At 48.3% G+C, this 26832-nt stretch carries 24 protein-coding genes and 1 pseudogene; 9 read left to right on the plus strand and 16 right to left on the minus strand.

Features of this window, described 5'->3' with window-relative positions:
* Positions 1-29: 29 nt before the first annotated feature.
* The 5 genes from ACFW2W_RS14965 (at position 30) to ACFW2W_RS14985 (ending at position 6785) form a co-directional block, all read left to right on the plus strand.
* Positions 30-1175 (plus strand): DegT/DnrJ/EryC1/StrS family aminotransferase, encoded by a 1146-nt coding sequence (locus tag ACFW2W_RS14965; protein ID WP_378179437.1) that lies wholly within the window; start codon positions 30-32, stop codon positions 1173-1175.
* A 119-nt stretch (positions 1176-1294) separates the two neighbouring features.
* Positions 1295-2179, plus strand: a complete 885-nt coding sequence (crtB, locus tag ACFW2W_RS14970; protein WP_378179439.1) for a cyanoexosortase B — start codon at positions 1295-1297, stop codon at positions 2177-2179.
* Positions 2176-2934 carry a cyanoexosortase B system-associated protein gene (locus ACFW2W_RS14975; RefSeq protein WP_378179442.1) on the plus strand — a complete coding sequence of 253 codons (759 nt, stop codon included), beginning with the start codon at positions 2176-2178 and terminating at the stop codon, positions 2932-2934. The genes crtB and ACFW2W_RS14975 overlap by 4 nt, the downstream gene beginning before the upstream one ends.
* 45 nt (positions 2935-2979) lie before the next feature.
* On the plus strand, positions 2980-4437 hold the full coding sequence (locus ACFW2W_RS14980; RefSeq protein WP_378179445.1) for a polysaccharide biosynthesis/export family protein: 1458 nt from the start codon (positions 2980-2982) through the stop codon (positions 4435-4437).
* A gap of 167 nt (positions 4438-4604) precedes the next feature.
* Entirely contained in the window at positions 4605-6785 is a 2181-nt protein-coding gene (locus tag ACFW2W_RS14985; RefSeq protein WP_378179447.1) for a GumC family protein, read from the plus strand.
* 221 nt (positions 6786-7006) lie between these two features.
* Here the strand turns inward: ACFW2W_RS14985 and ACFW2W_RS14990 are convergent, their stop codons facing one another.
* From ACFW2W_RS14990 to leuB, 11 genes and pseudogenes are all read right to left on the minus strand, one after another.
* Positions 7007-7732 (minus strand): rhomboid family intramembrane serine protease, encoded by a 726-nt coding sequence (locus tag ACFW2W_RS14990; protein ID WP_378179450.1) that lies wholly within the window; start codon positions 7730-7732, stop codon positions 7007-7009.
* A gap of 204 nt (positions 7733-7936) precedes the next feature.
* Positions 7937-8269, minus strand: a complete 333-nt coding sequence (petJ, locus tag ACFW2W_RS14995) for a cytochrome c6 PetJ (RefSeq protein WP_378179453.1) — start codon at positions 8267-8269, stop codon at positions 7937-7939.
* Positions 8270-8426: 157 nt separating this feature from the next.
* Positions 8427-8846, minus strand: a complete 420-nt coding sequence (petE, locus tag ACFW2W_RS15000; RefSeq protein ID WP_378179456.1) for a plastocyanin — start codon at positions 8844-8846, stop codon at positions 8427-8429.
* A gap of 137 nt (positions 8847-8983) precedes the next feature.
* Entirely contained in the window at positions 8984-9475 is a 492-nt protein-coding gene (gene psbV2, locus ACFW2W_RS15005; protein ID WP_378179459.1) for a photosystem II cytochrome PsbV2, read from the minus strand.
* Positions 9476-9559: 84 nt separating this feature from the next.
* The gene (psbV, locus tag ACFW2W_RS15010; protein WP_378179462.1) at positions 9560-10051 is read right to left on the minus strand and encodes a photosystem II cytochrome c-550; all 492 of its coding nucleotides are present in this window, start codon (positions 10049-10051) and stop codon (positions 9560-9562) included.
* Positions 10052-10229: 178 nt separating this feature from the next.
* Positions 10230-10424 carry a translation initiation factor IF-2 N-terminal domain-containing protein gene (locus ACFW2W_RS15015; RefSeq protein ID WP_190414291.1) on the minus strand — a complete coding sequence of 65 codons (195 nt, stop codon included), beginning with the start codon at positions 10422-10424 and terminating at the stop codon, positions 10230-10232.
* Between the two features lie 72 nt (positions 10425-10496).
* Positions 10497-11435: an acetyl-CoA carboxylase, carboxyltransferase subunit beta gene (gene accD / locus ACFW2W_RS15020; protein WP_378179466.1), complete on the minus strand. Its 939-nt coding sequence runs from the start codon at positions 11433-11435 to the stop codon at positions 10497-10499.
* Positions 11436-11477: 42 nt separating this feature from the next.
* Positions 11478-11691 (minus strand): annotated as a pseudogene (locus ACFW2W_RS15025) (hypothetical protein).
* Between the two features lie 54 nt (positions 11692-11745).
* Entirely contained in the window at positions 11746-12567 is an 822-nt protein-coding gene (locus ACFW2W_RS15030; RefSeq protein ID WP_378179469.1) for a prepilin peptidase, read from the minus strand.
* A gap of 90 nt (positions 12568-12657) precedes the next feature.
* Positions 12658-12921 carry a hypothetical protein gene (locus ACFW2W_RS15035; protein WP_378179471.1) on the minus strand — a complete coding sequence of 88 codons (264 nt, stop codon included), beginning with the start codon at positions 12919-12921 and terminating at the stop codon, positions 12658-12660.
* 100 nt (positions 12922-13021) lie between these two features.
* Positions 13022-14110, minus strand: coding sequence for a 3-isopropylmalate dehydrogenase (leuB, locus tag ACFW2W_RS15040; protein WP_378179474.1), 1089 nt, complete (start codon positions 14108-14110; stop codon positions 13022-13024).
* Between the two features lie 931 nt (positions 14111-15041).
* Between leuB and ACFW2W_RS15045 the strand changes: the two genes are divergently transcribed.
* Positions 15042-15992 carry an ABC transporter ATP-binding protein gene (locus ACFW2W_RS15045; protein WP_378179476.1) on the plus strand — a complete coding sequence of 317 codons (951 nt, stop codon included), beginning with the start codon at positions 15042-15044 and terminating at the stop codon, positions 15990-15992.
* Here ACFW2W_RS15045 and ACFW2W_RS15050 read toward each other — a convergent pair.
* Positions 15989-16126: a hypothetical protein gene (locus tag ACFW2W_RS15050; protein WP_378179478.1), complete on the minus strand. Its 138-nt coding sequence runs from the start codon at positions 16124-16126 to the stop codon at positions 15989-15991. The genes ACFW2W_RS15045 and ACFW2W_RS15050 overlap by 4 nt on opposite strands.
* A 49-nt stretch (positions 16127-16175) precedes the next feature.
* On the opposite strand from ACFW2W_RS15050, the gene ACFW2W_RS15055 reads away from it, so the two are divergent.
* Complete coding sequence (locus tag ACFW2W_RS15055; protein ID WP_378179480.1) at positions 16176-17897, plus strand: ABC transporter permease; 1722 nt, start codon at positions 16176-16178, stop codon at positions 17895-17897.
* A 112-nt stretch (positions 17898-18009) separates the two neighbouring features.
* Positions 18010-19605: a hypothetical protein gene (locus ACFW2W_RS15060; protein ID WP_378179482.1), complete on the plus strand. Its 1596-nt coding sequence runs from the start codon at positions 18010-18012 to the stop codon at positions 19603-19605.
* A gap of 62 nt (positions 19606-19667) precedes the next feature.
* Here ACFW2W_RS15060 and ACFW2W_RS15065 read toward each other — a convergent pair whose 3' ends face one another.
* The 3 genes from ACFW2W_RS15065 to ACFW2W_RS15075 all read right to left on the minus strand — a co-directional run bounded on the left by ACFW2W_RS15065 (position 19668) and on the right by ACFW2W_RS15075 (position 23110).
* Positions 19668-20582 carry a CoA-binding protein gene (locus ACFW2W_RS15065; RefSeq protein WP_378179484.1) on the minus strand — a complete coding sequence of 305 codons (915 nt, stop codon included), beginning with the start codon at positions 20580-20582 and terminating at the stop codon, positions 19668-19670.
* A gap of 182 nt (positions 20583-20764) precedes the next feature.
* Positions 20765-22066: an ATP-grasp domain-containing protein gene (locus ACFW2W_RS15070; protein WP_378179486.1), complete on the minus strand. Its 1302-nt coding sequence runs from the start codon at positions 22064-22066 to the stop codon at positions 20765-20767.
* A 132-nt stretch (positions 22067-22198) separates the two neighbouring features.
* Positions 22199-23110: an SDR family NAD(P)-dependent oxidoreductase gene (locus tag ACFW2W_RS15075; RefSeq protein ID WP_378179488.1), complete on the minus strand. Its 912-nt coding sequence runs from the start codon at positions 23108-23110 to the stop codon at positions 22199-22201.
* Positions 23111-23341: 231 nt separating this feature from the next.
* Between ACFW2W_RS15075 and ACFW2W_RS15080 the strand changes: the two genes are divergently transcribed.
* The gene (locus ACFW2W_RS15080) at positions 23342-25249 is read left to right on the plus strand and encodes a hypothetical protein (protein ID WP_378179490.1); all 1908 of its coding nucleotides are present in this window, start codon (positions 23342-23344) and stop codon (positions 25247-25249) included.
* Between the two features lie 395 nt (positions 25250-25644).
* On the opposite strand, the gene ACFW2W_RS15085 is transcribed toward ACFW2W_RS15080, so the two are convergent.
* Positions 25645-26373, minus strand: a complete 729-nt coding sequence (locus tag ACFW2W_RS15085; protein WP_378179492.1) for an ABC transporter permease — start codon at positions 26371-26373, stop codon at positions 25645-25647.
* Positions 26374-26832: the final 459 nt, after the last annotated feature.

The following is a 26832-nucleotide window of genomic DNA, read 5'->3' on the forward strand; positions in this document are numbered from 1 at the left end:
ACTATCCCTAACTTTAATCCCCACACCGTATGAACAATATCACGACAGCAATTCCCTTTGTGGATCTTCAACTCCAACACCAGCCTCTTCAAACACAGATAGAGGAGGCAGTGCGGGGTACGATTCAACGGGGAGATTTTATATTAGGTCAGGCTGTGGCTGACTTCGAGGCGGCGTTTGCGAGTGCCTGTGGTGTGGCTTATGGCATTGGGGTCGCTTCGGGAACAGATGCGCTAGCGCTCGGATTAGAAGCCTGTGGCATTGGTGCCGGGGATGAGGTCATTTTACCCACCAATACTTTCATCGCCACTTTGATTGGCGTCACCCACGCTGGTGCCACACCAATTTTAGTCGATTGCGACCCCCAAACTGCGCTAATTGACTTTACAGCCGCCGAAAAGGCAGTCACACCCAAAACCAAAGCAATCGTTCCGGTGCATTTGTATGGGCAAATGGTTTCGCCTCGCCAACTTTTGGACTTCGCCAGCGCCCACAACCTGATTGTATTTGAAGACGCCGCTCAGGCTCACCTGGCAGAGCGAGAAGGTTATCGTGCTGGTTCTATTGGCAAAGCAGCAGCTTTTAGCTTCTATCCCAGTAAAAATTTGGGGGCATTAGGGGATGGAGGCATGGTGATCACCGATGACGAAGCGATCGCGCAGAAAATGCGATCGCTCCGCAATTACGGTTCTTCCCGTAAATATTATCACACCGAATCCGGTACCAACAGCCGACTCGATACCCTGCAAGCCGCTGTCCTCAACATCAAACTACCTCATCTTGCCGACTGGAATCAGGCACGTAATCAAGCAGCCCAGCAGTACGATGTTTTACTAAAGCCGCTGGCAAACTCCGGAATTTTTTCCCTACAAAACCAAAATGGGAACGGTCACATTTATCACCTGTATGTTATCCGCATCACCAAAGCTTGTCCCCTCGACCGGCAGACGATTCAAGACAAACTAGCGGCTGTTGGCATTCAAACCGGCATCCACTACCCCATTCCCTGTCATCTTCAACCCGCCTTCGAGAATCTCGGCTATCAAGCCGGAGACTTCCCCCAAGCCGAAGCCCTAGCACTAGAAATTTTATCCTTACCTATGTATCCAGGCTTAAGCGATACCCAAGTCCATCAGGTCATTGATACCTTGCAAACCTTGTGTGTTAGAACCTGATAAATTTTCAACCCAAAGAACGCAAAGGGAAGCGCTCTCGGTACGCCAAGGAGAATTCTAACTTTGCGTACCTTTGCACCCTTAGCATTAAGTAAAGCTTAGATAATTAAGGTCAAACTATGCAATTTGAGCGAAAGATTCCGATTGCCATTGAGCGCTACTTGCTAGAAGGAACCATCATTGCTCTGCTGGTGATTCTGTATGCTCCGCTTTTATGGCACTGGTACGATGGCTGGCTGAACAAAAATATCAGTATTGAACATGAATATTACAGTCACGGTTTAATTGGTTTGCCTTTTGCCGCCTATATCAGCTGGTTAAATCGACAGCATTGGCGTCAATTACCAGATACAAGTCATCCACTAGGCGCAGCCTTGCTGGCGTTGGGCGGGGTATTTTATCTCAGCGGCATTACTGACCTGATAAATTTATCCTTTCCCGCTGTATTAGCTGGACTTTGTCTGTGGCTGAAAGGAGTTCCTGGCTTCAAACTTCAAAGCTTTCCCTTGTTGCTCGTATTTTTGGCAACGCCGACGCAAATTCCTTACTTGCTGGCTCCCTATACCTTACCCCTCCAGCGATTTATTGCCGGAACGGCTGGTTTTATCCTGACTCAGTTCGGCATGGATGTCACTGTCAACCAGATTTACTTGTTCGTGGGTGGACGAATTGTAGAAGTTGCGCCTTTCTGTGCAGGTCTTAAGATGTTATTCACCAGTTTCTACGTAACCTTAATGCTGCTTTACTGGACGGATACTTGGAGGTCTCGCACAAAGACAATTTTGTTAATCGTGGGTGCAGCGGTCATCAGCATCAGTGGTAATATCGTCCGCAATACCCTGCTTACCTTCTTTCATGGCACTGGTCAAGAAAAAGCTTTTGATTGGCTGCACGAAGGCTGGGGCGGCGACGTTTATTCTGCCTGTATGTTGGGGTTAATTGTGCTTCTACTGATTTTGATTGAAAAATATAGCTCAGATGCGCCTCAAAAGGATGAAGCATGAAACTGCCCAAGTTATTGCAGCGCTTGCAATTTTCTAAAGTCGTCGTCCTATGTTTTCTCATCGTGCTAATGGCAATTGGTGCAGTTCCTAGTTACTGGACGGGACACTGGCCTTGGGCGCATCCTCCAAAAATTGCCAACCTCAAGCAGATGAAAAATTTACGGCAGACTGGGCTATCGCTTCCCGACTGGCAGACTCAACAACAGCATACCGTAACGATTGGCGGTCATAAATGGTCAATTCAGGAACTCCAGCGGGATGAAAAAACCCAGGTAACTTTGCTGCTTTTGCCCCAAGATGACAATAAGGCTCAGCCAGAGGTTGAGTGGATGGACATTAATGGATTTAAGGAGTGGCAGACAGATCAAGAGCGTCGCTTGCACTTTAAGGTTGAAACTCCTTCGCAAGCAGGAACGCACAAAACAAAAGAACCCGGAACTTCTCCTGCACGTCCGACATCTTCCAATGTTGAAGCTCGTTTCTTTCGCGGTTGGACTCGGCAGCAGACCTTCGCTGTGCTACAGTGGTACGCTTGGCCTGGAGGAGGCAATCCTGCTCCCAGTGGCTGGTTCTGGGCGGATCAAATGGTGCAGTTGCATCGTCGCCGCTTGCCTTGGGTTGCTGTTAGCATCTTGATGCCAATGGAACCTTTGGCTGAGGTTGACACAGCTCTGCCGCTGGCTAAATCGCTCGGTCAAACGGTTCAAGCCGCCTTGATGGCAGAGGTTTTACGTCCAAAAGTTATTAGTCCTTAGTTTTTAGCTAATGACTAATAACTACTGAATAATGACTACTGACTAATGAGTAAAATTCAGTTGCGTCGCTTTACAGCCCTCTCCCTCGTCAGTATCCAAACGACTGTTTATACGCTGTTGGGTGGTGTCTTTCTCTGGACGCGACAGGCAACAGCAACACCTATAGCTGGACACTTTGACACTCAGGCGCAGTTGCCGCAATTTCCTGTGGTGGTGCCTCCTGCTGCCGTTGACCCTACAAGCCCGCCGCCACCTGTAGGCTATCCTCAAGAGCAACCGCTTCTGGAAGGCACTGCGTCGCCGCAGTTTAGCCGCTACCAGTTAGGAATTGGAGATGTAGTTAGCGTTGTGGTTGAGCGTCCTCCAGGTACCTACCGCTTGGGAACGGGAGATGTAATTAGCATTTTGGTTGAGCGCTTTCCAGATTTGAATCTTCAAACCCCTATCGATCTAGACGGCAACATAATAGTTCCGCTACTGGGAAGAGTGTCGCTCAAAGGTCTTACCGTGCAAGAAGCACAAGAAAAAATTCGTTCCGGCTTAACCCGCTATGTGGTTGATCCGGTTGTATTACTCTCACTCTCTGGGTTGCGTCCGGATTTAAACTTTCAAGCCCAAGTTAATCAACAAGGCGATATTATAGTGCCTCAACTGGGAAGGGTGTCAGTACAAGGTTTGACTTTAGAAGAAGCACAAGAAAAAATTCGCTTAGGTTTAAGCAGCTTTTTTATCAATCCTAATGTGACTTTAACTTTAGCTTCGGCACGTCCAGCCCAAGTCACAATTAGCGGCGAAGTGGTGAAACCCGGTTACTACACCCTATCACCCGGATCTCAACTGTCTGCGGCACTGCTGGTTGCTGGCGGCAGCACCACTCTAGGAGACCTGCGATCGGTTTTGGTGCGTCGCGCCCGAATTGATGGTTCGACAATTGAGCAACGGGTTGATTTGTTTACGCCGCTGCTAAATGGACAATCACTCCCCAATTTACGCTTACAAGATGGCGATGCAGTGGTCATCCCGAAGCTAGAAGTTGCCACAGATCAAAACTACGATCGCTCGCTAGTTTCTCGCTCCACTGTGTCTCAGCAGCAGATCAACATCCGAGTTTTGAGCTACGCTGGTGGGGGAATTGGTAGTATTAGCTTGCCCAACGGTAGTACATTTGTTGATGCTTTAAGCGCTATCGGCCCCAGTCCAGATAATTCTAACCTGCGGGATATCGCCCTGATTCGATTCGATCCCGAACGCGGCAAAGCGGTTACTCAGAAAATAGACGGGAAAGCAGCGCTACTGGGAAATATTGCTCAAAATGTCCCGCTGATGAATAACGATGTCATCGTGGTGGGTCGTAACTTGATTGGTAGAATTACTTATGCACTGAGTACCTTTACTCAACCCTTCCGGGATATTTTGGGATTCGTGCTGTTTTTTGACCAGCTAAGAGAAAATGCTACTAACCTCTTTGGCCCAACTAACGATAATAATGATAACTCAAACTAAAGAAGCCGGTAATAAATTCCAGCTTACAACAAAAATATCTGAGAAAAGAGATGTTATAAAATGCCAAGTCAAAGCAGCAAAATAAGAAAAATATTTAGTGTGAACTTTTAATTTCTATTTGTTTTTACTCCTTATTTCCTCACTAGCCCCTAGTCCCGAAAACGACCATGACTCCTCCCATTGTTAAGCGTTATCTGATCGCCCTCGATCAACATAAATGGATTGGATTAGCTGGCTTTGCTATCATTGTCGGTGCGTCAGCTGTCGTGGGTATACAACCAGCACCAGCTCCCGTTTTCAAAGCCGCAGGCGTGCTGGCTTATAACGGGCCGATTGCTCCATTTTCGACGACGACGCAAGCGATTCAAAAGCAGGGTCAAGAGCTAAATGAGGATACGCTGCTAGCAGAGAATGTGGTCAAAGCAGCAGCAACGCGGGTGAAAGTAGACACAACACAAATTGCCAAAAATGCGAAAGTAAAGCTGCCGGAGGAGGACGGGCCGAAGGTTATTCAAGTTTCGTACAGCGATAGCGATCCGAAGCGAGCGGCTGCCACCTTGGAAGCGCTGATGCAGGGAATGGTGGAACAAAGTCGTTTGATTAACAGCTCCCGACTACGAGCGATTATTGACTCCATCAGTGCCCGGTTATCTCCTGCTGAGACGCAACTTAGAGAGGCTCAACAGAGACTGGAGCAGTATATTCGCACGGAGGGACCAGCACTGGTTGCCGCTCAGGATGGGAGGACACTGGGTGCAATTTCTGGCAGCGAAGAGCAGCAACGTCAGATTCAGATGACTTTGGAAGGAATTGATACCCAAATTCGCAGTCTACAAAACAAGTTGGGTTTGACGGCGACTGAAGCTTACACGTCTTCTGCCTTGAGTGCCGACCCAATTATTAACAGCTTGCGATCGCAAATTCATCAAACTGAAACCCAGCTGCAAATTCTCAGCCGGGATTTGCGGGAGGAGCATCCTCAAATCATTCAGCTGAAAAAACAGCTAACAGCCTACAACGAACTGCTGTCGGCGCGAGCATCGGAGGTGATGGGTGGAGACGGTTTGGCAGCACCCTTGCCCCCCAGTCAAATTCGCAGAGACAGCAGCCTCGATCCAACGCGGCAAGGTATGGCAAACACTCTGGTAGCTTTACAAACCCAGCGCGAAACGCTGCAACAGCAACTACAGTCTAGCCGCAAAGCCGAGCAGCAACTCCGGGCTGAATATGTAAAAATCCCCAATAAGCAGCTGGATCAAGCACGACTACAACAGCAAATTCAGCTCAAACAAGGTCTGTACGATAAGATGCAAGTGGCATTAGTAGATGCCAAGGCAGCAGAAGCCGAGACAGTCAGCAGTCTCACTATTGCCCAACCGCCACAAGTTGCCGCTAGCGAGCAGAAGAGCCAAAGCTTACCGTTAACGGTAGCAGTGGGAGCTTTGGTCGGGGTGTTGGTTGGCGGCGGATTGATTTTCCTGTTAGCGATGCTCGATGGCACGTTCTACACGGTCGAGGAAGTGCGGGCGGCACTACGACAACGGGATGTGCTGGTGCTGGGTGAAGTGCCTTTCGTCGCCCTCCAAGATCCGCAACTGGGCGAGACGCCGATTTTGCTCCAGCAGGATTCCGTTTATCACGACTATTACGAGCGCTTCCGCAGCAATCTGCGGCGAGCGAGCGATCAACCCTTGAAAGTGGTGTTATTGACCAGCACGATTAGCCAAGAGGGTAAGACAGTCAATGCTTATAACCTCGGAATTGCATCGGCTTTTGCTGGCAAGCGCACTCTGGTGATAGAAACCGATTTGCGATCGCCTTCTGAGTCCAAGTTCCTGAAAGTCGCTCCCGATCCTGGTGCTAGCCTTGAACCCCTACGGTACTACACTCAGTTAAGTGAGTGTATCCGTTTAGTCCCAGACATTGAAAACCTATACGTGGTGCCCAGTCCCGGCCCCGTGCGTAATGCCGCTGCGATTCTGGAATCCAGCGAACTCAGGCGGCTGATCGAAGATGCGCGAGGTCGTTTTGACTTAGTAATTCTCGATACCCCTGCCTTAAGCCGGTGCAACGATGCCCTCCTATTGGAACCCTACGCCGATGGTATTGTGCTGGTGACTCGACCGGGTTTCACCCAGGAGAGTATTTTGGTAGAGGCAATCGATCAATTGACCGCAGCAGAACTGCCACTCGTGGGAGCGCTGATCAATGCGGTAGACACCCCAGTGCAGGTTCCCAGCGTGAAAAATGAGGACATTGAAGCCGACATAGAAGAAGAAGAAGAAGAAGAATTAGAGCCTTCCCATTCTCGGTCAGAACAAGTGCCAAGTGAGTACATTAAGCGCTAGTCATCTCAAATCCGCTTCGGGTATCCGAACCAGATGGAGGCTGCTAATAACAAATGGCTAACCGCTCATTGTAGAAAGATCGCGAGCAGTTAGCCATTCGTAAAAAACCAAGCTGTAAAGCGTCTAAAAAAACCAGTTTAGATTCTTGGTTGTAGCAGAGCAGAAGAAGTGACCGCTTTTCCTGATTTTCAAAATATGCCAGCTCACTCGGCAACCGCTTGCTAAAAAGTTTGTTGTTCTGGATGGTTGTCCGAGTCGGAAGAAAACAATCCCAACAGCGGTGCTAAGATTGCCCCGAAAATAAAGCCACCAGCGTGTGCCCAATAGGCAACTCCACCTTGCTCCATCCCAATATTCGTAGGCGCATTCAGACTCGCGACGCCATAAAAAGCCTGCTGAACAAACCAAAAACCCAGAAAGAAAACAGCAGGAACGCGAATCGTGGTGAAGAAGATACCCAAAGGAATTAATGTCAGCACTTGTGTTTTGGGGAATCTGAGAATGTAGGCTCCTAAGACACCAGCGATCGCACCACTTGCCCCCAAGGAAGGAATGCCAGAATTCATTGAAAAATACCACTGAGTTAAAACCGCTAGAATCCCGCACGTCAGGTAAAAAATTAAGTACTTGACGTGACCCAGCTTGTCTTCAACGTTGTTGCCAAAAATCCAGAGGAACAGCATATTACCGGCAAGGTGTAAAAACCCACCGTGCAAGAATTGCGATGTCACCAGTGTCAGCCACTCCGGTACCGGCTGATTCACAGGTATGCCACTAAAGCTAGCAGATAACTCTCTAGGAACCACAGCAGCAAGGTGAAAAAAACCTTCCAGCTGTTGTGGGGCCAAAGTCAACTCATATATAAAAGCCAAAATATTCGCAGCAATCAGTCCATAAGTGACATACGGAGTGATGCTTGTAGGATTGTCATCACGTAAAGGAACCACAGGCGTCTTTCCTAACTATCCAAGCAAAAGCTGGAAACAACATAACTTAATTTCTTCCTAGCTGTCTTTTCACCTCTGGATAGAGATCCAGTATGAGACGCTCTCCGTGAGAAGGTAGAGGCAATGATAAACCCGTAAAACATTAAACCCCTCTAGGTACACTAGAGGGGTTTAATCATGGTGCATGAGGGAACTATTGTCAGATTACCAGCCCTGTGCAGCCTTTTCCATGACATAGCCAGCAACGTCCTCAATTTGCTTTTTATTCAGACGTCCTTTGAAGGCTGGCATGGCATTTTTTCCATTCGTTACCTGGTTGACAATGGCATCCATCGAGTTCATCCCATACTTGTCTAGAGCATCCTTCTTCAAAGTTTTGTTAGCCATAATCACGTTACCGCCGCCCACGTGGCAAGCAGCGCAGTTAGCGCTGAAAATTTTAGCACCACTGGCTGTATCAGCTGCATTGGCTGGGCGAGTCAAGGCAACTGTCAACACCGCAATCGTCAACAGTAAAACCGATAACAGTTTCCTCAACTTGATTCTCCTCTTCTTAACAAGTACAGTCATAAAAAAAAGCCTTGCAGAACTATTCTAAGCTTCTTCAAGGCTTTTGCTATCACCAAAGAGGAGAAGAAATCTTAAACCTCAAGGGTGATTATGATGGAATTGCCAGTACCAAGGAGCGGTGCTATTAACCCTCTACTGTAATTTTACCAACCATCCCAGCGCCCCTGTGAGGTTGACAATAGTACGTATAGGTGCCCGGCGGTGTGTCAGATGAGAAAGTCGTCTCGTAGGACTCTCCTGGAGAGTTTAGCAACTTGGTGTGAGACAGTTCCTTAGCCAGCGCTTTATCTCCGCTTGGCACTCCCTTATCATCAAAAACAGCATTATGGGGAGCTAGTTTATTATTGACAAACTTTACTGTGTCACCCGGCTTGATTGTGAGTTTAGCCGGTTCAAACTTCAACATCCCGGCATCCGTGCCCATTTTAATCGTATAGGTTTCTGCTGATGCAGGAGAAGCTGACAACACAAAGCTAGAGACTACTAGCAGAATTGTGCAAATTAGTAAACCTAAGCTTCGGGGAATTGTCATTCTCAATCTCATCGTTTCCTCCCAAAATTGTCAATTAATTTTGTTTAGTAATATTTTAGCTTTAACGTTTACATCTGTAGAAGATTAAGACATTTTTGCTTTCTATCAATCGGAAGCATTGGCAGATGCATCCTGAATAGACACGGGGTTCATAAATCATTTGTACCCCATCCCGGTGCTACCTGTGCGGCTCTGAGAACAAAGGCTGCTATAGTTTCCACCTCCTGACGCGCCATCCAACTTTCCGGTACTTGACGACACCAAAAGCTTTCTTCGCCCCCGTCGTAGGTCATCGGCTGCCGCAGGAAAGCCACGATGCTGTTGATGGTGTCGCGAGGTGGAGTGGCACCATTCAAGTCCTTCAGGGACAAAGACACAGCGGGATTTGGCAGGGTAGCGCCGCCGACATGACAATTTAGACAGTGTTGTTCAAATAACTGCTTCCCTGCCGATAAATCTTCCGCAGAGAACTGGCGAGTCTGACCTTGCCCATCTAAGTCTATGGAAATGGGTTCGGTAACTCGCAGGTACTGCCGAACGTAGGAGGCTGCGGCTTGAGCCGGTAAACTGACCATCCAGACGCCCAAGCAGATGCCCAAAATCAAAAATAAACGGCGAAGTGAGAATAATTGACGCAGCATTGACCGTGTTACGAATTGACAAAATGCAAAAAATATGAGTTATGAATTTATTCAAAATTCATAACTCATAACTCATAATTTTACTTAGCGCACGGCTTTACCGCCTCCCCACTGTTCGCCGAGGATTTTCGGCTGTAGGAGGATATGACCGGCGATCTCAAACAGGTCATCATCTGTGAGATTTCTCATCACCGTATAAATATCGGAACTCTCTTTGCTGGGGTGTACTTCAGAGATTGCAGTTTCCCCATCGTAGGTCGTGGGATGATGCATATAATCCACCAGAGCGGCAATGTTGTCGCGCGGCGGGTTTGCCCCAGCCAAATCGTCCGGGCCTAGACCGACATTGAAATCAGTCTTGGTGACGCCCCCAGCATGGCACGAAGCGCAGGCATAGTTAAATAGGCGTTTGCCTTCGGCGACTTGTTTTAAGTTTAATGTCACCTGCTGACCTCGATCGTTTACTTGTACGGTGCGAACTTCGTCAGTCAGTTCGACTGCCATTACCCGACTGACAAGCAATCCGAAAGTGAAAATTACAGTGGCTAAAGCCAGACTTATGTATCGCTTAAGCATGGTTCTCCTTAAGAAATTTGGTGCGAGTTTTTGATCCACAACACAGCTGGACTCAATCTTATAAGCCGACCCCTAAGTTGCAGGCTTCTCAACCAATCATCTGGACAAAAAGAAGCAAGCCGATTGCCAGAAAGGAAAATCGACTGTTGGGACTCAGGATAGTTGGTCGGGATTAATTTTACCCTCCGTCAGTGCCCGATCCCTGTTTTTGAGACAGAATCTTAGAAATGATGGCCTTGGCATCCTCCAGAGCCAGACGGCTCTGTTGGGTTTTATAGGCGATTCCCAATTGTTCGCACAGCTTGAAAACCTCCTCTACTGGGAGGTTATAGTCTGCTGCGATTTCGGCAATGGACAGGTCTGCAAAACCCATGATGATTGAGAGAGATTGAACCGCTCTAATATCAATATCATCCCACTCTTGCGGTCGCTTTCCCTTCCCTGTCTAGTTGCTTGGGATCAATCTAGATATTGGGCGATCGGAGTCGAGAGTTTCCGATAGTGGTAGGGGGGGCGGTGCAGGGGGAAGTAGTTGGTGCAGGCGAATGAGCTGGGCTAGAGTTTTCTTTAACTGAGTGCGGGGCACAATGGCGTCTACAAAACCGTGCTGGAGCAAATACTCAGAGGTTTGAAAATCATCGGGGAGCTTTTCTCGCAAGGTTTGTTCGATCACGCGACGCCCTGCAAAGCCAATTGTGGCTTTTGGCTCTGCGAGAATGATGTCTCCCAACATGGCAAAAGAAGCAGTGACGCCGCCAGTTGTGGGGTGAGTGAGAACCGGGATATACAGCAGTCTGGCGTCTTGATGACGCTCCAATGCCCCGGAGATTTTCGCCATTTGCATCAGACTTAACATTCCCTCCTGCATCCTGGCACCGCCGGAGGCACAGACAATGACTACGGGCTTTCTTTCCCAGGTGGCTCGCTCAATCAGGCGGGTAATTTTTTCTCCGACGACAGAACCCATGCTACCGCCCATGAAGCGGAAGTCCATGACACCGAGGGCGACAGGCAAGCTCTCCAATTGCCCCATTCCTGTCTGTACGGCGTCCACCAAGCCAGTTTTGTCTTGAGTTTCTCGCAAGCGATCGCAATATTGTTTGCGATCGCGGAACTTCAGCGGATCGGTGGGAAACACCTGCTCGTCCAACGGCATCCAGGTATTGACATCGATCAGCTGGTGGATGCGTTCATCGCTGAACACCCGGTTGTGATGGTTGCACTCCAGGCAAACCATATCGTTTAAGCGGAGGTCTTTGGTATAGGCAAGGACAGCACACGCCTCGCACTTTGTCCACAGTCCATCCGCAATCTCACGCTCTTGCCGCTGTTGACTAATTGGCTCTGATTTTCGTCGATTTGCAAACCAATCAAATAGAGACATGAAAACGGTTAATTCCTCTTATTAAAATGATTTTCCGGCGCTTTAAGCTTGCTCTTCCTGAATCGGACTCAATAACAGCAGGGCTGTCCACTGCTGGTGCGATCGCACCTGTAAGGCAGTAGGACTCCCCGCACCGAAATAAGGTGCCACACCGACGCCCGTGAATCCGACTAGGAATTTGATGAGCCGCCAGCATCTGCTGCATTAATTCAGCTTCCCAGCGAACGCAATTGGTTTTTAGGGTAATCCAAGACACTGGAATATCTTACAATACGGCAGTATTGCGGTAAATCAGGGCAGGGGGAATGGGTTAACTGAGGGGGAAAAAGAGTTGCAGGTAAGCAGACCAAATCGCCTCTCCCCAAAAAGTGGCTAAGAGCGCTCCCAGTGCCAGAAAGGGACCAAAGGGCATGGGTCGGTGCCTCTGGTGCCAGCCAAGCGCGATCGCGCCCCCACCGGCAAAGGCTCCCACTGCACAAGCCAAAAACCCAGCCAGTAGCAAATTCTTCCAGCCCAACCAGGCTCCCATCATTGCCGCCAGTTTAGCATCTCCTCCACCCATTGCTGCTCGCCCAAAAGCGATCGCTCCCCCAAAAGCAATGATGTCAAACAACCAAATTCCGACTACACCACCCACAATGCCTGACATCAAATGATTTGCACTTTCCGCCCAACTTGCTGCTGGCAGAAAACCGGCGATCGCCTGAAACACTAAACCCAAAATTAATCCCGTTTGAGTGAGTGGATTGGGCAACGTCATTGTGTCTAAATCGATCAGCGATAGTGTTAAAAGCCAGCTGAAAAAAGCCCAGTATCCTAGCGTTTGCATTGAGACTCCAAACGTCAAGAAAACTAGCAAAAACAGCATCCCTGTTGCCGCTTCTACCAGTGGATAGCGCCCGGAAATCTTGCTTCTACAGTGGCGACAGCGCCCCCGTAACCACAGCCAGCCTAAAATTGGGACATTTTCACGCTTACCCAGTCGATGCAGGCAATGGGGGCAACGAGAAGGGGGCCAAAGAATCGATAAGCCTGCTGGCAATCGATAAATTACCACATTCAGAAAACTGCCAATCGAGGCACCCAATGCGAAGACAATCGCCGCAGCAGGCAACGCCATCAAGTTATCCATAGCAATTAGTCACGAGTCATGGGTCATGAGTCATTGGTCATTAGTAGTGGGTTGGTCATGACTAATGACTAAGGACAATTAGACTAATAACTAATATATTTCCGACTCAATTTGACTAAAAGGCACAAAACATTCTTGCGGCAACAGAATCGGTTTGCCTGCAAAAATCAGCTTGCCCCGATAGGTATACCGATCGATCGCCACCCCTAGAGGGCGCTGTATGCGGTCTGGATGGACTTCCGAGTAAGTCCGATAGATTTGTCGAGCTGCTCTGACGATGCTGGGGTCTAGCAACACGGGGATATCTATCCTTTCCGTCCGATTTTCTAACCGTTGCTGTGAAGTGTAAACCACTCGTCTACCCCTGATATTTGAGCTAGTCTATAATCTACCAGTGCAATTACTGCAATAGATATAACAATTTTTGTTGCAGTTGAAGATGAAATTTTCTTGTCTACTGTTCTAGGGCTTGGATCAACGCATTGCCCATTGCACTGCACCCTAAAAGATTCATCCCCTCAGACATGATGTCACCCGTGCGATCGCCCTGCTCCAGAACTTGCATCACCGCTTGCTCAATTTTATTGGCAGCAGCAGGCTGGTCTAAGCCGTAGCGCAGCATCATCGCTGCACTCAGAACCTGCGCCAGCGGATTTGCTTTATCCTGAAGAGCGATATCGGGGGCAGAACCGTGGACGGGTTCAAAGACACCAGGACCAGATGCACCTAAACTGGCAGAAGGTAACATTCCAATACTGCCGGTAAGCATAGCGGCAGCATCAGACAGGATATCACCAAATAGATTACCAGTTACAATTGTGTCGAATTGTTTAGGCCAGCGAAGAAGTTGCATGGCAGCGGCGTCTACATAGAGGTGAGACAATTCTACATCTGGATATTCTTTAGATAGAGCAGTTATGCGATCGCGCCACAACTGCGACACTTCCAGCACATTTGATTTATCCACCGAACATAGCTTCCCACTGCGTTTTTGCGCTGTTTCAAAGGCTACTCGCCCAATTCGGTCAATTTCTGCTTCCGTATAAGCCATTGTATTGACGCCGCGCTTCTGGCCCGTTTCCGTAGCAAAAATCCCTCTCGGTTCCCCAAAGTAAATACCCCCAGTCAATTCGCGCACCACCATCATATCGACGCCCTCGACCACTTCCCGTTTCAACGACGAGGCATCCACTAACTGGGGTAAGATTTTTGCTGGACGCAAATTGGCAAATAAACCAAGACCAGCCCTGAGTCCTAGCAAACCAGTTTCCGGGCGTTGATGGCGAGGGAGGTTATCCCACTTATAACCGCCAATAGCGGCGAGTAAAACAGCATCACTATTGCGGCACCTTTCTAACGTTTGGGCGGGTAGCGGTTCTCCCGTAGCGTCAATTGCCGCACCACCCAAGAGGGCTTCTTGAAATTCAAACTGAATATCAAATTGTTTCCCGACAAGTTTCAGCACGTCTACCGCCACTGCCATAATTTCAGGGCCAATGCCATCGCCAGGGAGTAGGGTAATACGGTAGTTCTGCTGTGTCATAGGTCGTTCAAAACTCTTGCGAGTTATTAATCATACAGGGGAAATGTACCTAAAAAACACTTAAGATTCAGATACAATCTGCCCAGTTAAACCTAAATAGGTGCAGGTATACCAGCAATTCCTCTGATTGCTAGTTTTCCACCAAAAAAGAAGGCGATGAGGGCAGCCATTATCAGGATGTCTGAAAATTCGGTTATGCCACCATTCATATCTAAGGGCAAATCATTCAGTAAATGCCACTAACAATGAGAAATTGCCGCTTGTAGGCGTAAGCCTTGCCGAATGGTATCCTTCGCCCCTACAAGATACCAAGACTATTTTTTCAGCATTTTCTCAGGTCGATGTCAGATAATTTACTAACTAGCTTTGCAAACACTTTTTAATTCATCAAGTGGTTGCAACGGAAAAACTTAATATTAAATAATAAAATATCTAAGACTTATTTGCAAGCATTTTTTAAATAATTTTAAACAAATGATATGATGCATCTCAATTGTGAAGGGTTCAAAAAATATCGGGGAGTTTTATTAAAAAATATTAATAAAAAGGTTCGCAGAGAATTATCAAAGATTGCATCTGTGCTATTTGAGAATTGGAAGAACAGAGAATCGGAATTTTAACTAACGACATTGACAGAGCTAAGGACTTACGCAAATATCACCACATCTCTTGGGCAACCACAGGGGGATTGAACCCGAAAAAATGCTATATGTATAAGCTTTGGGTAAGTCCTGTTGAAACTGCTAGCCGAACCAAATAGCAAAATGCTTTATCTGACTGAAATTATCACGCATTGGGGCAAATTAAGGGTTTACAACGCTAATCGCTGCTGAAATGTTGTTTAAATTTCAGAAACGCTCGTGGCAAATGCTGTAGGTAAAGGCTACGCTAGCACTCAAGCAAGCCATCTTATAGTCAACCCTCAGCAGCTATGGCAAAAGAACTGGCAATTCAAACTTGTGGACTCACCAAGCAATTCGATCGACATATTGCTGTTAATGATATTGATTTACAGGTAAAAGCTGGTGAAGTCTATGGACTAATTGGACCGAATGGAGCCGGTAAAACAACGTTGTTGCGGATGTTGGCGGCGGCTGAAGAGCCAACGACGGGCGAAATTTATATTAATGGCGATCGCCTGCAACGCGATCACAGCAACCCTACCCTGAAGCGGCGACTCGGCTATCTACCCGATGACTTCCCCCTGTATGACGATTTGACAGTCTGGGACTACCTAGACTATTTTGGGCGTCTCTACCGCTTGCGAGAACCACACCGCAGCCAGCGCCTGCGGGAAGTTTTAGAACTGGTGCAGCTAACGGGTAAGCGCAATAGCATGATTGTCACTCTCTCGCGGGGGATGAAACAGCGCCTGAGTCTGGCGCGGACAATTATTCACGAACCGATTTTGCTGCTGTTGGATGAACCCGTTTCGGGATTAGATCCACTTGCCAGGATGCAGTTTCGGGAAATCATCAAGGTATTGCAGGAAGCAGGGATGACGATTGTCATTTCGTCACACGTCCTCAGCGACTTAGAGGAACTTTGCACTTCAGTAGGCATCATGGAACTCGGCTTTCTAGTAGAAAGTGCGTCACTCAAGGAACTTCGCCGCCGCCTCAGCCGCCAGCAAATTTTCTTGTCTACGTTGGGTAAGCTAGAGTCACTTGTATCAAAACTGAAAAACCATCCTTTAGTCGAAGAATTGGAGGTGATGACCGGACAAGAGCGCGTGCGCCTTTACTTTGCGGGTGGTCAGGAAGATTGTGCTAAGTTGTTGCGATCGCTTGTTGAATCTGGCATCCCTCTAACCGAATTTCATTGCACTCAGGAAGACTTGGAAACCATCTTCCTCAAACTGGGACACCAGCAAGCATCCTAAGACAGGACTGAGGGATGAGGGATGAGGGATGAGGACTGAGGGATGAGGGATGAGGGATGAAGACTGAGGGATGAGGGATGAAGACTGAGGGATGAGGACTGAGGGATGAGGACTGAGGACTGAGTTATTAACAATGCTCATTTTTCACTCAGCACTAATTTTGATTTTGGAGATTTTTTAGTCATGAAAATTAATTGGAGCGACCGGCTGGGAGATGGGAATCCCCAGCTGTTACGAGAAATTAAAGGGCGTCTTAAACCCCGAAATGTATTAATTGCAGTAGCGATCGCGCTGATGGGTCAAATGCTACTGCTGATGAGTTTAGCGACTCAACTGCCGGTTGATACTGGTACGGGCGATATCTACAGTAGATATTGCCTAAACAATCGCCCTGGTTATGGGCAGAGGTGCCTTGTAGACTCCCTTGGCAATTTGGTCATTAACTGGCAGTTGTGGTGGCTAGATGTGTTCGTGTGGCTGAGTGTTATTGGCTGCTTGACCGTCTTGGTGGCTGGCACCTATATGCTAATTAGCGACCTATCGCGGGAAGAAAATCGCGGCACGCTAAATTTCATTCGCCTCAGTCCGCAGTCTACAACCAGTATTTTCAGCGGCAAATTGCTGGGAGTGCCGATTTTACTTTATCTCCTAGCCGGTCTGGCAATTCCTTTGCATTTGTTGGCGGGTCTGTCGGCTGAAATTCCTTTAGTTCTAATTCTGGGCTTTTATGGTGTCGTTGTTGCCAGCGCCGCTTGCATCTATAGCGCCGCCTTACTTTATGGCTTGGTCGCTGGTGGACTCGGTGGATTTCAATCTTGGATTGGCAGCGGCATCGTGCTGATGTTTCTGAGCATCATGACTAGCATGAGCCTTAACAGCAGCCCACTCATCCATAATTCCCTAGATTGGCTGCATCTGTTTTCTCCTTCAATTGTGCTGGCATACCTGATTGATGCCAGTTCTCAAGGAAGTGCCTATTCAACGGGAATGGTGCAACTGGAAGCCTGGAAATGGTTTTACTTACCTCTAGGTGCCAGCGTTTGGAATGTCATCGGCTTTAGCGTGCTGAACTATGCGGTGGGAACCTTATGGTTTTGGCAAGGGATGAAGCGATGCTTTCACAACTCCGGTGCTACTCTACTGAGCAAGCGGCAGAGTTACTTGCTGACAGCTTGCTTTGAAGTGGCTGTTCTCGGATTTGCCCTAACCCTACCAAAATGGCGGACAGAAAATCCACAATCTATACCAAACGGACTGTTTGATAATTTTGGTGCTTTACTCTTGTTAAATCTGCCGCTGTTCTTGTGTCTGATGGCGGCTTTGTCGCCTCACCGGCAAGTCTTGCAAGATTGGGCGCGTTACCGACGGGAGAAAACGTCTTCTCGCGTGAAAAACTTGGTGCAGGATTTGGTATGGGGTGACAAAAGCCCCTCAGTGGTAGCAGTAGCGCTGAATTTGCTGATTGCTTCAACCATCGTGGTGCCCTGGATACTCCTTTGGTCGGCAAGTGCGTATAAAGCATCGGCGCTGGCGACCATCCTGCTGAGTGTAAATTTAATTTTGATTTACGCAGGCGTTGCTCAGCTAATGCTGTTCATGAAGACGCCGAAGCGATCGCTCTGGGCAGCGAGTACAGTGGCTGGATTGATTATATTGCCCCCAGTGATTTTCAGCTTGCTGTCACTCGCTCCCGCTAAAATGCCTGGTATATGGCTGTTTTCCGTCTTCTCCTTGGCTGCGGTCAAAGATGCTGCCGCGCCTAGCCTGGGTCTGGCAGTGCTGGGTCAGTGGCTAATGTTCAGCTTGTTGAGTATTCAGACAGCGCGACAGTTGCGACAAGCGGGTGAGTCTGCGTCGAAATCGCTGATGTCCAGTCGTTCCTCTTTGCCTGCCACTGGCGTATAGAGAAGCGATCGCTCGAATCGAATTTGCGGACACAAAAAAACAAATCTAGAAAAACCCGTTTTCTGCCTCGAAAACGGGTTTTTCTCAAAACTTGTGATAAAGGAAAACGGCGATGAACCTACCTGGGATGGAGCGATTAGGTGACTGGAATCCTCAGTTTCTGCGCGAACTCAAAGGACACCTGAAAACTCGCAATTTAGCGATCGCTATCGGTGTCTCTTTGCTTGGTCAGTTCCTACTGGTCATGTATTTTTACGAACTGCTAAATCTTGATGACACTTACAGCAGCTTCTGCGTAAGAAACAGCAACTACAACTGCCGTTTGGATGCTGTAGGTCAGATTATCATCGACTGGCAGCAGTGGTGGCAGACCCTATTTGGCGTTTTGAATTGGATTTTGCCACTTATTTTATTACTCGCTGGGGTCTATATGATTATCAGCGACCTTGGCAAAGAAGAGCGTCGAGGCACCCTCAATTTCATTCGATTGAGTCCCCAGTCTAGTCAGAGCATTTTGACGGGGAAAATCCTGGGAGTACCTATTTTACTTTATCTGGGTGTAGCCTTAGCACTGCCATTACATTTGTGGTCTGCTGTTAGTGCCGGTGTACCTTTTTCCTTTCTGGTGAGCTTTTATTTGCTCTCAGGTGCTAGTTACTGTTTCTTCTACAGCGCTGCCTTACTCTATGGATTTTTGAGCGGATTTCAAGCTTGGTTAGCCAGCTTTTTAACTTTTGTATTTGCTTTGCCTTTGCTAAACGTAATTAATTCGTCTGTGTACCTGTTTACGCAGGCAAATTTTGATTGGAGCGATTCGGGACGATACAGTTTGCAATGGTTTTATATACCGATTGGTAGTAATCTGTTGTTAGGTGACGCCTTTGCAATTCTAAATTTTGGTTTGTGGACTTACTGGATTTGGCAAGCTTTAAATCGGCGTTTTTCTAATGCCAACGCCACGATTATCAGCAAAAAACAAAGTTACTGGATAGTCGCTTGCTTTGAATTACTGCTTCTAGGATTTTGTCTGCAAAACAACAACTTAAATCCGGCAAGATTTGCTGAATCTGGGTCTTTGTGGGGAGTGCTGTTCATTATAGAAACCGTAAACCTGCTGTGGTTTTTGGGTTTAATTGCTGTTTTGTCCCCTCACCGGCAAGCCTTGCAGGATTGGGCGCGTTACCGACGGGAAAAGGTTTCTAACCGGAAAGGTTTCTGGAGTAACTTAATGCAGGATTTGCTGTGGGATGAAAAAAGCCCATCACTGGTAGCAGTAGCAGTAAATTTGGGAATTAAAACCGTAATTTGGGGTGCTTGGATTCTGTCTTGGCCCCAAAATTCTGACAAGATTTCAGCTATTTTAGGTTTGATCTTGAGCCTAAACTGGATCTTGATATTGGCGGGTATCGCTCAGACGCAGCGATCGCTCTGGGCTAGCATAACTGTAACAGCCTTGATTGTATTCCCCCCAACCTTTTTCAGCTTGCTGTCGATGCCATTTTATCAAAGCTCTGGTGTGTGGCTGCTTACCGCCTTTCCCTGGATAGCTGTAAAAGAAGCCTCCGCAATTCCCGTTTTTCTGACAATCTTGGGACAGTGGAGCGCTACGACATTGTTAAGCTTACAATTGACGCGGCAGATGCGATTAGCAGGCGAATCTCCCTCCAAAGCAATCTTTGCCAATCGTCCATCATTACCCGCCCGCTAGAACACTTCGGTGAGGGAGAAATGTAGCGACTGATTCTCCCCTCTTTCACTCAGTCCTCAGCACTACTTCTTGAGCGCCTTTTTCACCAAATCTGGAATTTGGGAAGGGCGCTCTGCTATTGGAATTTTCGCTTGCTTGAAGGCGGCAATTTTTCGGTTTTCAGGTGTCTGTTCGGCGGCAAGTTCAGCCTGTGAAGAAGTGAGCATCGCTTCCTGACGCCAAAAACCAAGTGCATTCCCTGGACCTAAAAGTTTTTCTTGGGGAAGCAGGCGACCTACAAAGTATACAATTACTGGCTTATCAAGTGCTGCGACGATGTATTCTGCTGCCGCCTGTTCATCACTAAAACCGATATGGCTAACTAAAACAATTACCTTCGTGTTTTTATCCCCTGCCAAAATTTCCAGCCATTGTACGACAGAAGAGCCGACAAACGGCTCGCTGCCAATACTGACGGCAATCGACTGACCATAACCGGCTCGTGTCATTTCCCAGGCTACTTCGTAGGTGAGATTGCCGCTGCGGCTGAGCAGTCCCACCGAGCCAGGACTATAAAATTCAGTTTCATGAGTGCCCACTAAAACCTTACCTGGAACAATAATCCCAGAACTGCTGGGACCGACGATAAGAGTTTGAGTCGCCTCTGCCTTTCTGAGCAGCCGAACCATATCCAGGGGAGGAATCCCACCCGTAATCAGAATAATTTGTCGGATACCTGCGGCGATCGCTTCTAGCGCCGCATCAAGCGCCGAGTAAGGCGGTACAAAGATAATGCTCATGTCAACCGCTCCGACCGACTGTATCGCCTGCTCTACCAGGTCGAACACCGGAATGCCAGCCAACGTTTGCCCTCCCTGACCAGCACTGACCCCAGCCACTACCTTAGTGCCGTAAGCGGTCATTCGGGCAGTGTAGGTTGACGCAAGTGGTTCTGCGATGCCTTGTATCAGGATTTTACTGTCTGGCGTTAATTTCATGATCCTTTAACCAAAGTCTATTTTCCATGCAACGCGAACAGCACATCAGGTCTATTACAAATGTATGTATCTAACACCTTCCACATATCTATTCAGGTTGAGAGGAGCGAGTCAACGTCCTGAATGTAACTCTATTGCCAAGCAAAGCAGGATGAAGGCTCGACTGCTAAAATCAGCTTGCCTCACGGTTTGGTACTGGGAGTCCCGGATCTACTTTTAGCTGCGGCTTTGGCTAGGGAAATAGCTTGGTCAACGGCGTCATCCAGATTATCGCTCCAGTGTACGGGCATGGCGGCTAGAGGCTCTTGGCTTTTGTCGAGTTGACCACCCGCCAAGCGGACAACAAAGTGGGGAAGCAGGGTGAGAAATTCCGGTCGGCGATCGCCGATCCGGGTGCGAGAGTCCTTGGGACTGGGTGTGCTAACCCGTCGAGTCATTCGCTGCGGATGCTCTGGCATTTCATTGACTTTTAGTTGCAAATACGCATCAATAACTGCAACGACTTCCTGACTCGCTGCGGGACTGCCCAAAATATTAACCAGTAATACTTTAATGTTTTTATTTTGAGTGAGACGCTCCAGCGCTTGTTCGAGCTGTTCTCTCCAAGATGCGGGTGTCAAATTTCCACTCGCCTCCTCACCCACAATTAGGCAAAGTCTCGGCTTGCCGCCAGCGCTGTAAACCAAATCAACCATTGCCATCGCCAAGCTGGTGCCGTTACAGAGAATCCCAATATTACCATCTCGATTCAGCCAGTTCTGAATGGGTAGAAACTTACCTGGATCAATTTCTCCAGGCGTTTCCTTCGCAATATCGGATTGAGGCATTTTTGCCGCTAGAGAAGCCAAATCGGGATGGCGTCTGAGGGCAGCATCATTGACTGTAATTTTGCCATCCAAAGCCATCAATTCGCCTGTAGGACTCACACCCAGGGGATTGATTTCCACTCCATCCAAATCGTTTTGGACAAACAGATGGTACATCTTTTCGACAACGGTGCTAACTGACTGGATCAAGGCACCTTGGAGTCCCATTTTGAGGGTCAGATGGCGGGCATAAAAGGGGGAAAATTCTTGGTCAACGACGACTTGCGAAAGTCGCTCCATCACCGCTTCCAAGTTCATGCCTCCTTGTGAGGAACCCAGCAGCACTGGGCGACGAAGGACGTAGTCTATGGTGACGGCTAGATAAAATTCACGAGTGACATCGTATTTTGCTTCTGCTAGCAGCACTTGGGGATATTCACCCAGAATCGGCAAATTAAAAATCGTCCGTGCCGCCGCGATCGCATCGATCGTATTTTCTGCAAACCGAATTCCACCAGCTCTACCCCGTCCACCAGCACGCACCTGCGATTTTAGGACAACTGGGTAGGGAATTTGCAAACCCTTCAGGTCTCTGGAATGGTCAATTCGTTGAGAAGGCAAAACGGGGATGCCCATCTCCCGAAATAATTCTTTAGCTTGATATTCTAGTAAATCCATGAATGGCAATTAAGGATGAGGGATGGGTAATGGGTAATGGGTAATTGAGAAAGTGATTGGTGATTAGGCAGTAGTAACAAACCAAAGACTAATGACTAATGACGAGTGACAATTACCCAATCCCGATTACCCCTATTTCTGACGACTTTGCCAGTCTTTGGCGACTTTATCAATTCCATAGAAACGCTGCCAGAAGGCATCAACCGCCCTGGTAGGCAACACTTTGTTCATTAAAAACAGCAGAATATCTCCCCCAGTGGCAGCCACGTAGCGGGGACGAGGGTGACGGTCGGTGAGCGATCGCGCAATCACTTTAGCAACCCGTTCGGAAGTCCAGGCTCGACCGCTGGTTCGTTCCTCTAGTCCTTCTAGGCGCTCAAAAGCAGCGCGGTAAGGTGTATCTTGCGGAGTTGCTACAGCCTGCTCAACCCGTTGCGCTGCTACAGCGAAAAACTCCGTGCTGACTGGTCCTGGTTCAATCACACTGACTTTGATATTAAATGCAGCTAGTTCCATGCGGAGCGCGTCGCTAATTCCTTCCAAGGCAAATTTAGAGGAACTATATAATCCCCCAAAGGGAAACGCCAGCCGTCCGCCTAGGGAACTAATATTAATAATTCGTCCACCCCCGCGATCGCGCATCACTGGAATTAAAGCTTGAATTAAGGCAAGTGGACCAAATAAATTGACCTGAAACTGCTGCTGCACTGCCTCAAATGGAATTAACTCCACAGGCCCCATCTGTCCATATCCGGCATTATTGACCAAGGCATCCACGCGCCCAAAATGGTCAATCGTTTTACTTGCCAAAGCTTTAGCCTGCTCAACTTGAGAGATATCGGTGGGAACAACCAGCACATCAGCACCAGCTTTGCGGCAGTAAGTTGCTACTTCCTCCAACTTTTCCTGGTTTCGAGCTGCTAAGACGAGCCGGATTCCCAGGGACTGAGTGGCTAAAAGTTGCGCCAGAGCAGCGCCAATCCCAGTAGAAGCTCCTGTAATCAGGATGACTTGTTCAGATAGCGGTGGAGTATCGGTCTTCATAAGTTGAGTTCTGTCTAGCTAACACCTTAGCCGCGTGCCCGTACAGTTGTTAATGGTAAGCCCTAGCCTTGCTTGCACAGCCAATTAGCTGTAGCTAGGACAGATTTTTAGATTTTTTAATTATTGCAAGCACTACTGATGCGATTCCTCTGCTTGAAAGTAGAAAATTGAGCAAGCTTTTTAGCTGTCCTGCCTCAAAATGGAAGAAAGTGAAACGGAGGGTGTTGCTGGATGGAAACAGTAGCCCGCGAAAGTGAATTACAGGTACTGGGGCGAATTCTACAGAATCGCCTTTACTCGGCATTACCGGAGAAGATCCCCTTTCAAGTTCGGTGTGCCTTACCGCAGGAAGCGTTAATTATTTTGACGCAACACCCAGCGGATTTTCTGCCTGACCCGCAACAAACCTTTAGAACGTTAGAGCAAACTCTCAAAAGTCTGCAACCGGAATTTGCCCACCAAGTACAGCTGTATCTAAGAGTAGTAGGGCAAAAGCAACCGTATGCTTTCCATGCCTTCAGTATCCCCCCGCCTGTTGTGTCAAGGTCAACGACTGCTCTCGCTGATGAGACGGTTGTTGTCGAGACCATCCCAAATCCGACAGAAGTCAAAAATCCGCCCAAAAAATTGAGGCGCGAGGCGGCAATTCCGGAAAATCTCCCCAGCGATATACCAGCGGCAGATGACAGCATTGGGGTGGATGCCGATCTGCCAGCAGCAGAAATCGCCCAAGCACCGACGATTGATGAATCTTCTTCCCTCCCCGCCGATGAACTCACTTTAGAGTCGGATGAGTCGCCGGAGGAGGTTAAAAGCGAGGCACCACCGACTTCACTGGCTGGTAAACTACAGCGATTGCCACTGCCGGTACTGTTGGCAAGCGCTGGGGTGAGTTTATTGACGTTTCTGCTCACTCTCTACGCTTTGACACGTCCCTGCGTCATCGGAACCTGTACGCCGCTACTCACAGCACAAGAGTTGAGCCAGGAGGCATCTGCAACCCTTCAGCGACCAAAATCTGGGCAAGAAATACTAGAAGCAAGAGAGAAACAACAAGAGGCAATCCGCCTTTTGAAGCTGATTCCATTCTGGTCTGGTTCTTATTCCGAAGCTCAGAAGCAATTGAATGACAATTCTCAGCAAGCCGAATTGCTCGATCAGCTGGTAATGGCTTTGAGTAAAGGTTCAGCGGCGGCTAGACAGAGCCAAAATCCTCCCCATTCTGCCGCAGAATGGTTAGAAATTCAGAAGCTATGGCGAGAAGCGATCGCGCTTTTGGAACCTGTGCCCAAAAATAGCACGGTCTACCAACTGGCTCAGCAGAAAATTAAGGACTATCGCATAAATTTAGCCGCGATTAATGGGCGAGTGAATGCCGAACGACAGGGGCTAAAAAACCTCGACGCTGCAAAAGAAGGGCTTCAGGTAGCAGAAGCCCGTGAAGGAGTGGCTAATTCGCTCTCCACTTGGCGGTTGGCTGAAACTAACTGGGAGATGGCGATTAACCGGCTCAAGGCGATTCCTGTCGGTACTACTGCCCGTCCGGAGGCGCAGCAACTGCTGGCGACTAATCTGCCCAAATTGTCAGCAGCACGCGATCGCAAAAACAAAGAACAAATTGCCGCTAACGCCTACAATTTCGCTCAAAACCTCGCACGCAATGCCAAAAATTACGAACAGCGCAACCAATGGACATTAGCGGTGCTGAACTGGCGCAATGCAATTGTTAACCTTCAAAAAATTCCCAGAGGCACTTTTTTCTACAATCAAGGCGATTCCCTGATGAGTTCTTATAAAGCCGATCTCAGGCAAGCTGAAATACAACTAGGGTACGCCAGTCTTTTGCAAAAAGCGGGTACCGATCTTGTTAAAACCTGCGCCGGGACGCCGAAAGTCTGCGAATACACTGTCACCAGTCAGCTAATCAGAGTTCAGTTGACACCCGCTTATATGCAGATGGTGACGCAAACCGTAAACGCCGCACAATTGAGGGGAGATTCTAATGCTCAAGCTGGGATAGCCGCTCATTTGCGAACCCTAGGAGACGCACTGGAAGCGATTAGCGATAATGCCCGTATCCCTCTTGAACTGTACACTCCAGATGGCTCGTTGATTAACAAGTATCCCAAAGTTAGCTAGGAGTAAAAGCCTCAATTAGTATCGGTTATGTTTTCTGTCTTAACCCAACAAATCCTTATGTCGGGTTAGTTTTAGCTGTTGCGACTTATACCATTTCACTTTTTTGCCGCTACATTTAAGCTTCTCTTCGCCCCCCAATTGAGCGGGGGGTTGGGGGGATCAAATGTGTAGGATTATCAAGGGAAATTGGGATTACATCTTGCATCTCAGGACTTACGCAACATCACCACATAGTGTGGGCAACCACAGGGGGATTGAACCCGAAAAAACGCTATATGTATAAGCTTTGCGTAAGTCCTGATCTGTCACACCAATACGCCAAAGATGCCATATCGTAATAAGAATGGGGCAAAATTTGAGTCAAACTAACCTTGAACAGAACCAATTTTTAATTTTTAATGATTCTTGAGTTGGGCTTCGTTAGTAAAAAACTGGCGACAAAGCCCTTGGGTAACTAATAAAGTTGTCACTAAGTTAGTAAAAGCAAGCATAAACATAATTAAGATTTGGTAGGATGCAGCATTCATCGGGTCAACACCACTCAATAGCTGACCTGTAATAATTCCCGGTAGTGTTACGACTCCGACAACCATCATTTGGTTCAGAGTGGGAATCAAACCGGCGCGGATGGAATCTTTGCGGTACTGTGCAACAGCCTGTTGTGGGGTTGCACCTAAGCTCAGGTGGGTTTCAATTTCGGCGCGGCTGGCGTTGACGGTGCTGCTCAAACGTTCACCCGCGATCGCTGCTCCATTCATCGCATTTCCTAGTACAATTCCCGCTAAGGGAATCAGGTACTGGGGTTCATACCAAATTGGCGGCTGAAGGATCAACAAAGTGGTGTAACTCAATGTCAGGGCGCTACTAACCAAAATCGACCCCCACACCACGGGCAATACCTGGGGAATTTTCTTGCCGATGCGATTGCGGGCAACAATTGCGGCAATGCTCAGCATCACCATCAACAGTGCCAAAACTGCCCAAGGATTTTTCCAGGCGAAGACGAAGGCTAATACATATCCAACGCCCAACAGCTGGATAATAGTGCGACCAGTGGCGATCGCCAATTGCCCTTCTAATCCGAGTTGTTGAATCCTGGATAAACCAATGGCAACTGCCATCATGCCTAACGCCAAGACAAGGTCTGTAAAGTTCAGTGCGATTAAAGAATCCACAGGTCAAAATGATGTCTCGCTTTCTTCCTAATTCTGGCAGGGTTGAGGAAGTTTTGAGGAGGGAGGAGGGAGGAGTTAGGACTGAGGACTGAGGACTGAGGACTGAGGACTGAGGAGGGAGGAGGGAGGAGGGAGGAGTTAGGACTGAGGACTGAGGACTGAGGAGGGAGGAGTTAGGACTGAGGAGGGAGGAGGGAGGAGTGGCTTGGTGAGAAGTGGAAGATGGTGCTGTCGTAAGGACTGAGGACTGAGGACTGAGGAGGGAGGAGGGAGGAGTTAGGACTGAGGACTGAGGACTGAGGAGGGAGGAGTTAGGACTGAGGAGGGAGGAGGGAGGAGGGGCTTGGGGTGGAGCGGAAGATGGGGGTGTGGAAAGTTTTGGGTGGGTGGTGGGGGGGAGAGGGGCAA

Source organism: Coleofasciculus sp. H7-2 (genome assembly GCF_042747725.1).
Classification (GTDB): domain Bacteria; phylum Cyanobacteriota; class Cyanobacteriia; order Cyanobacteriales; family FACHB-T130; genus FACHB-T130.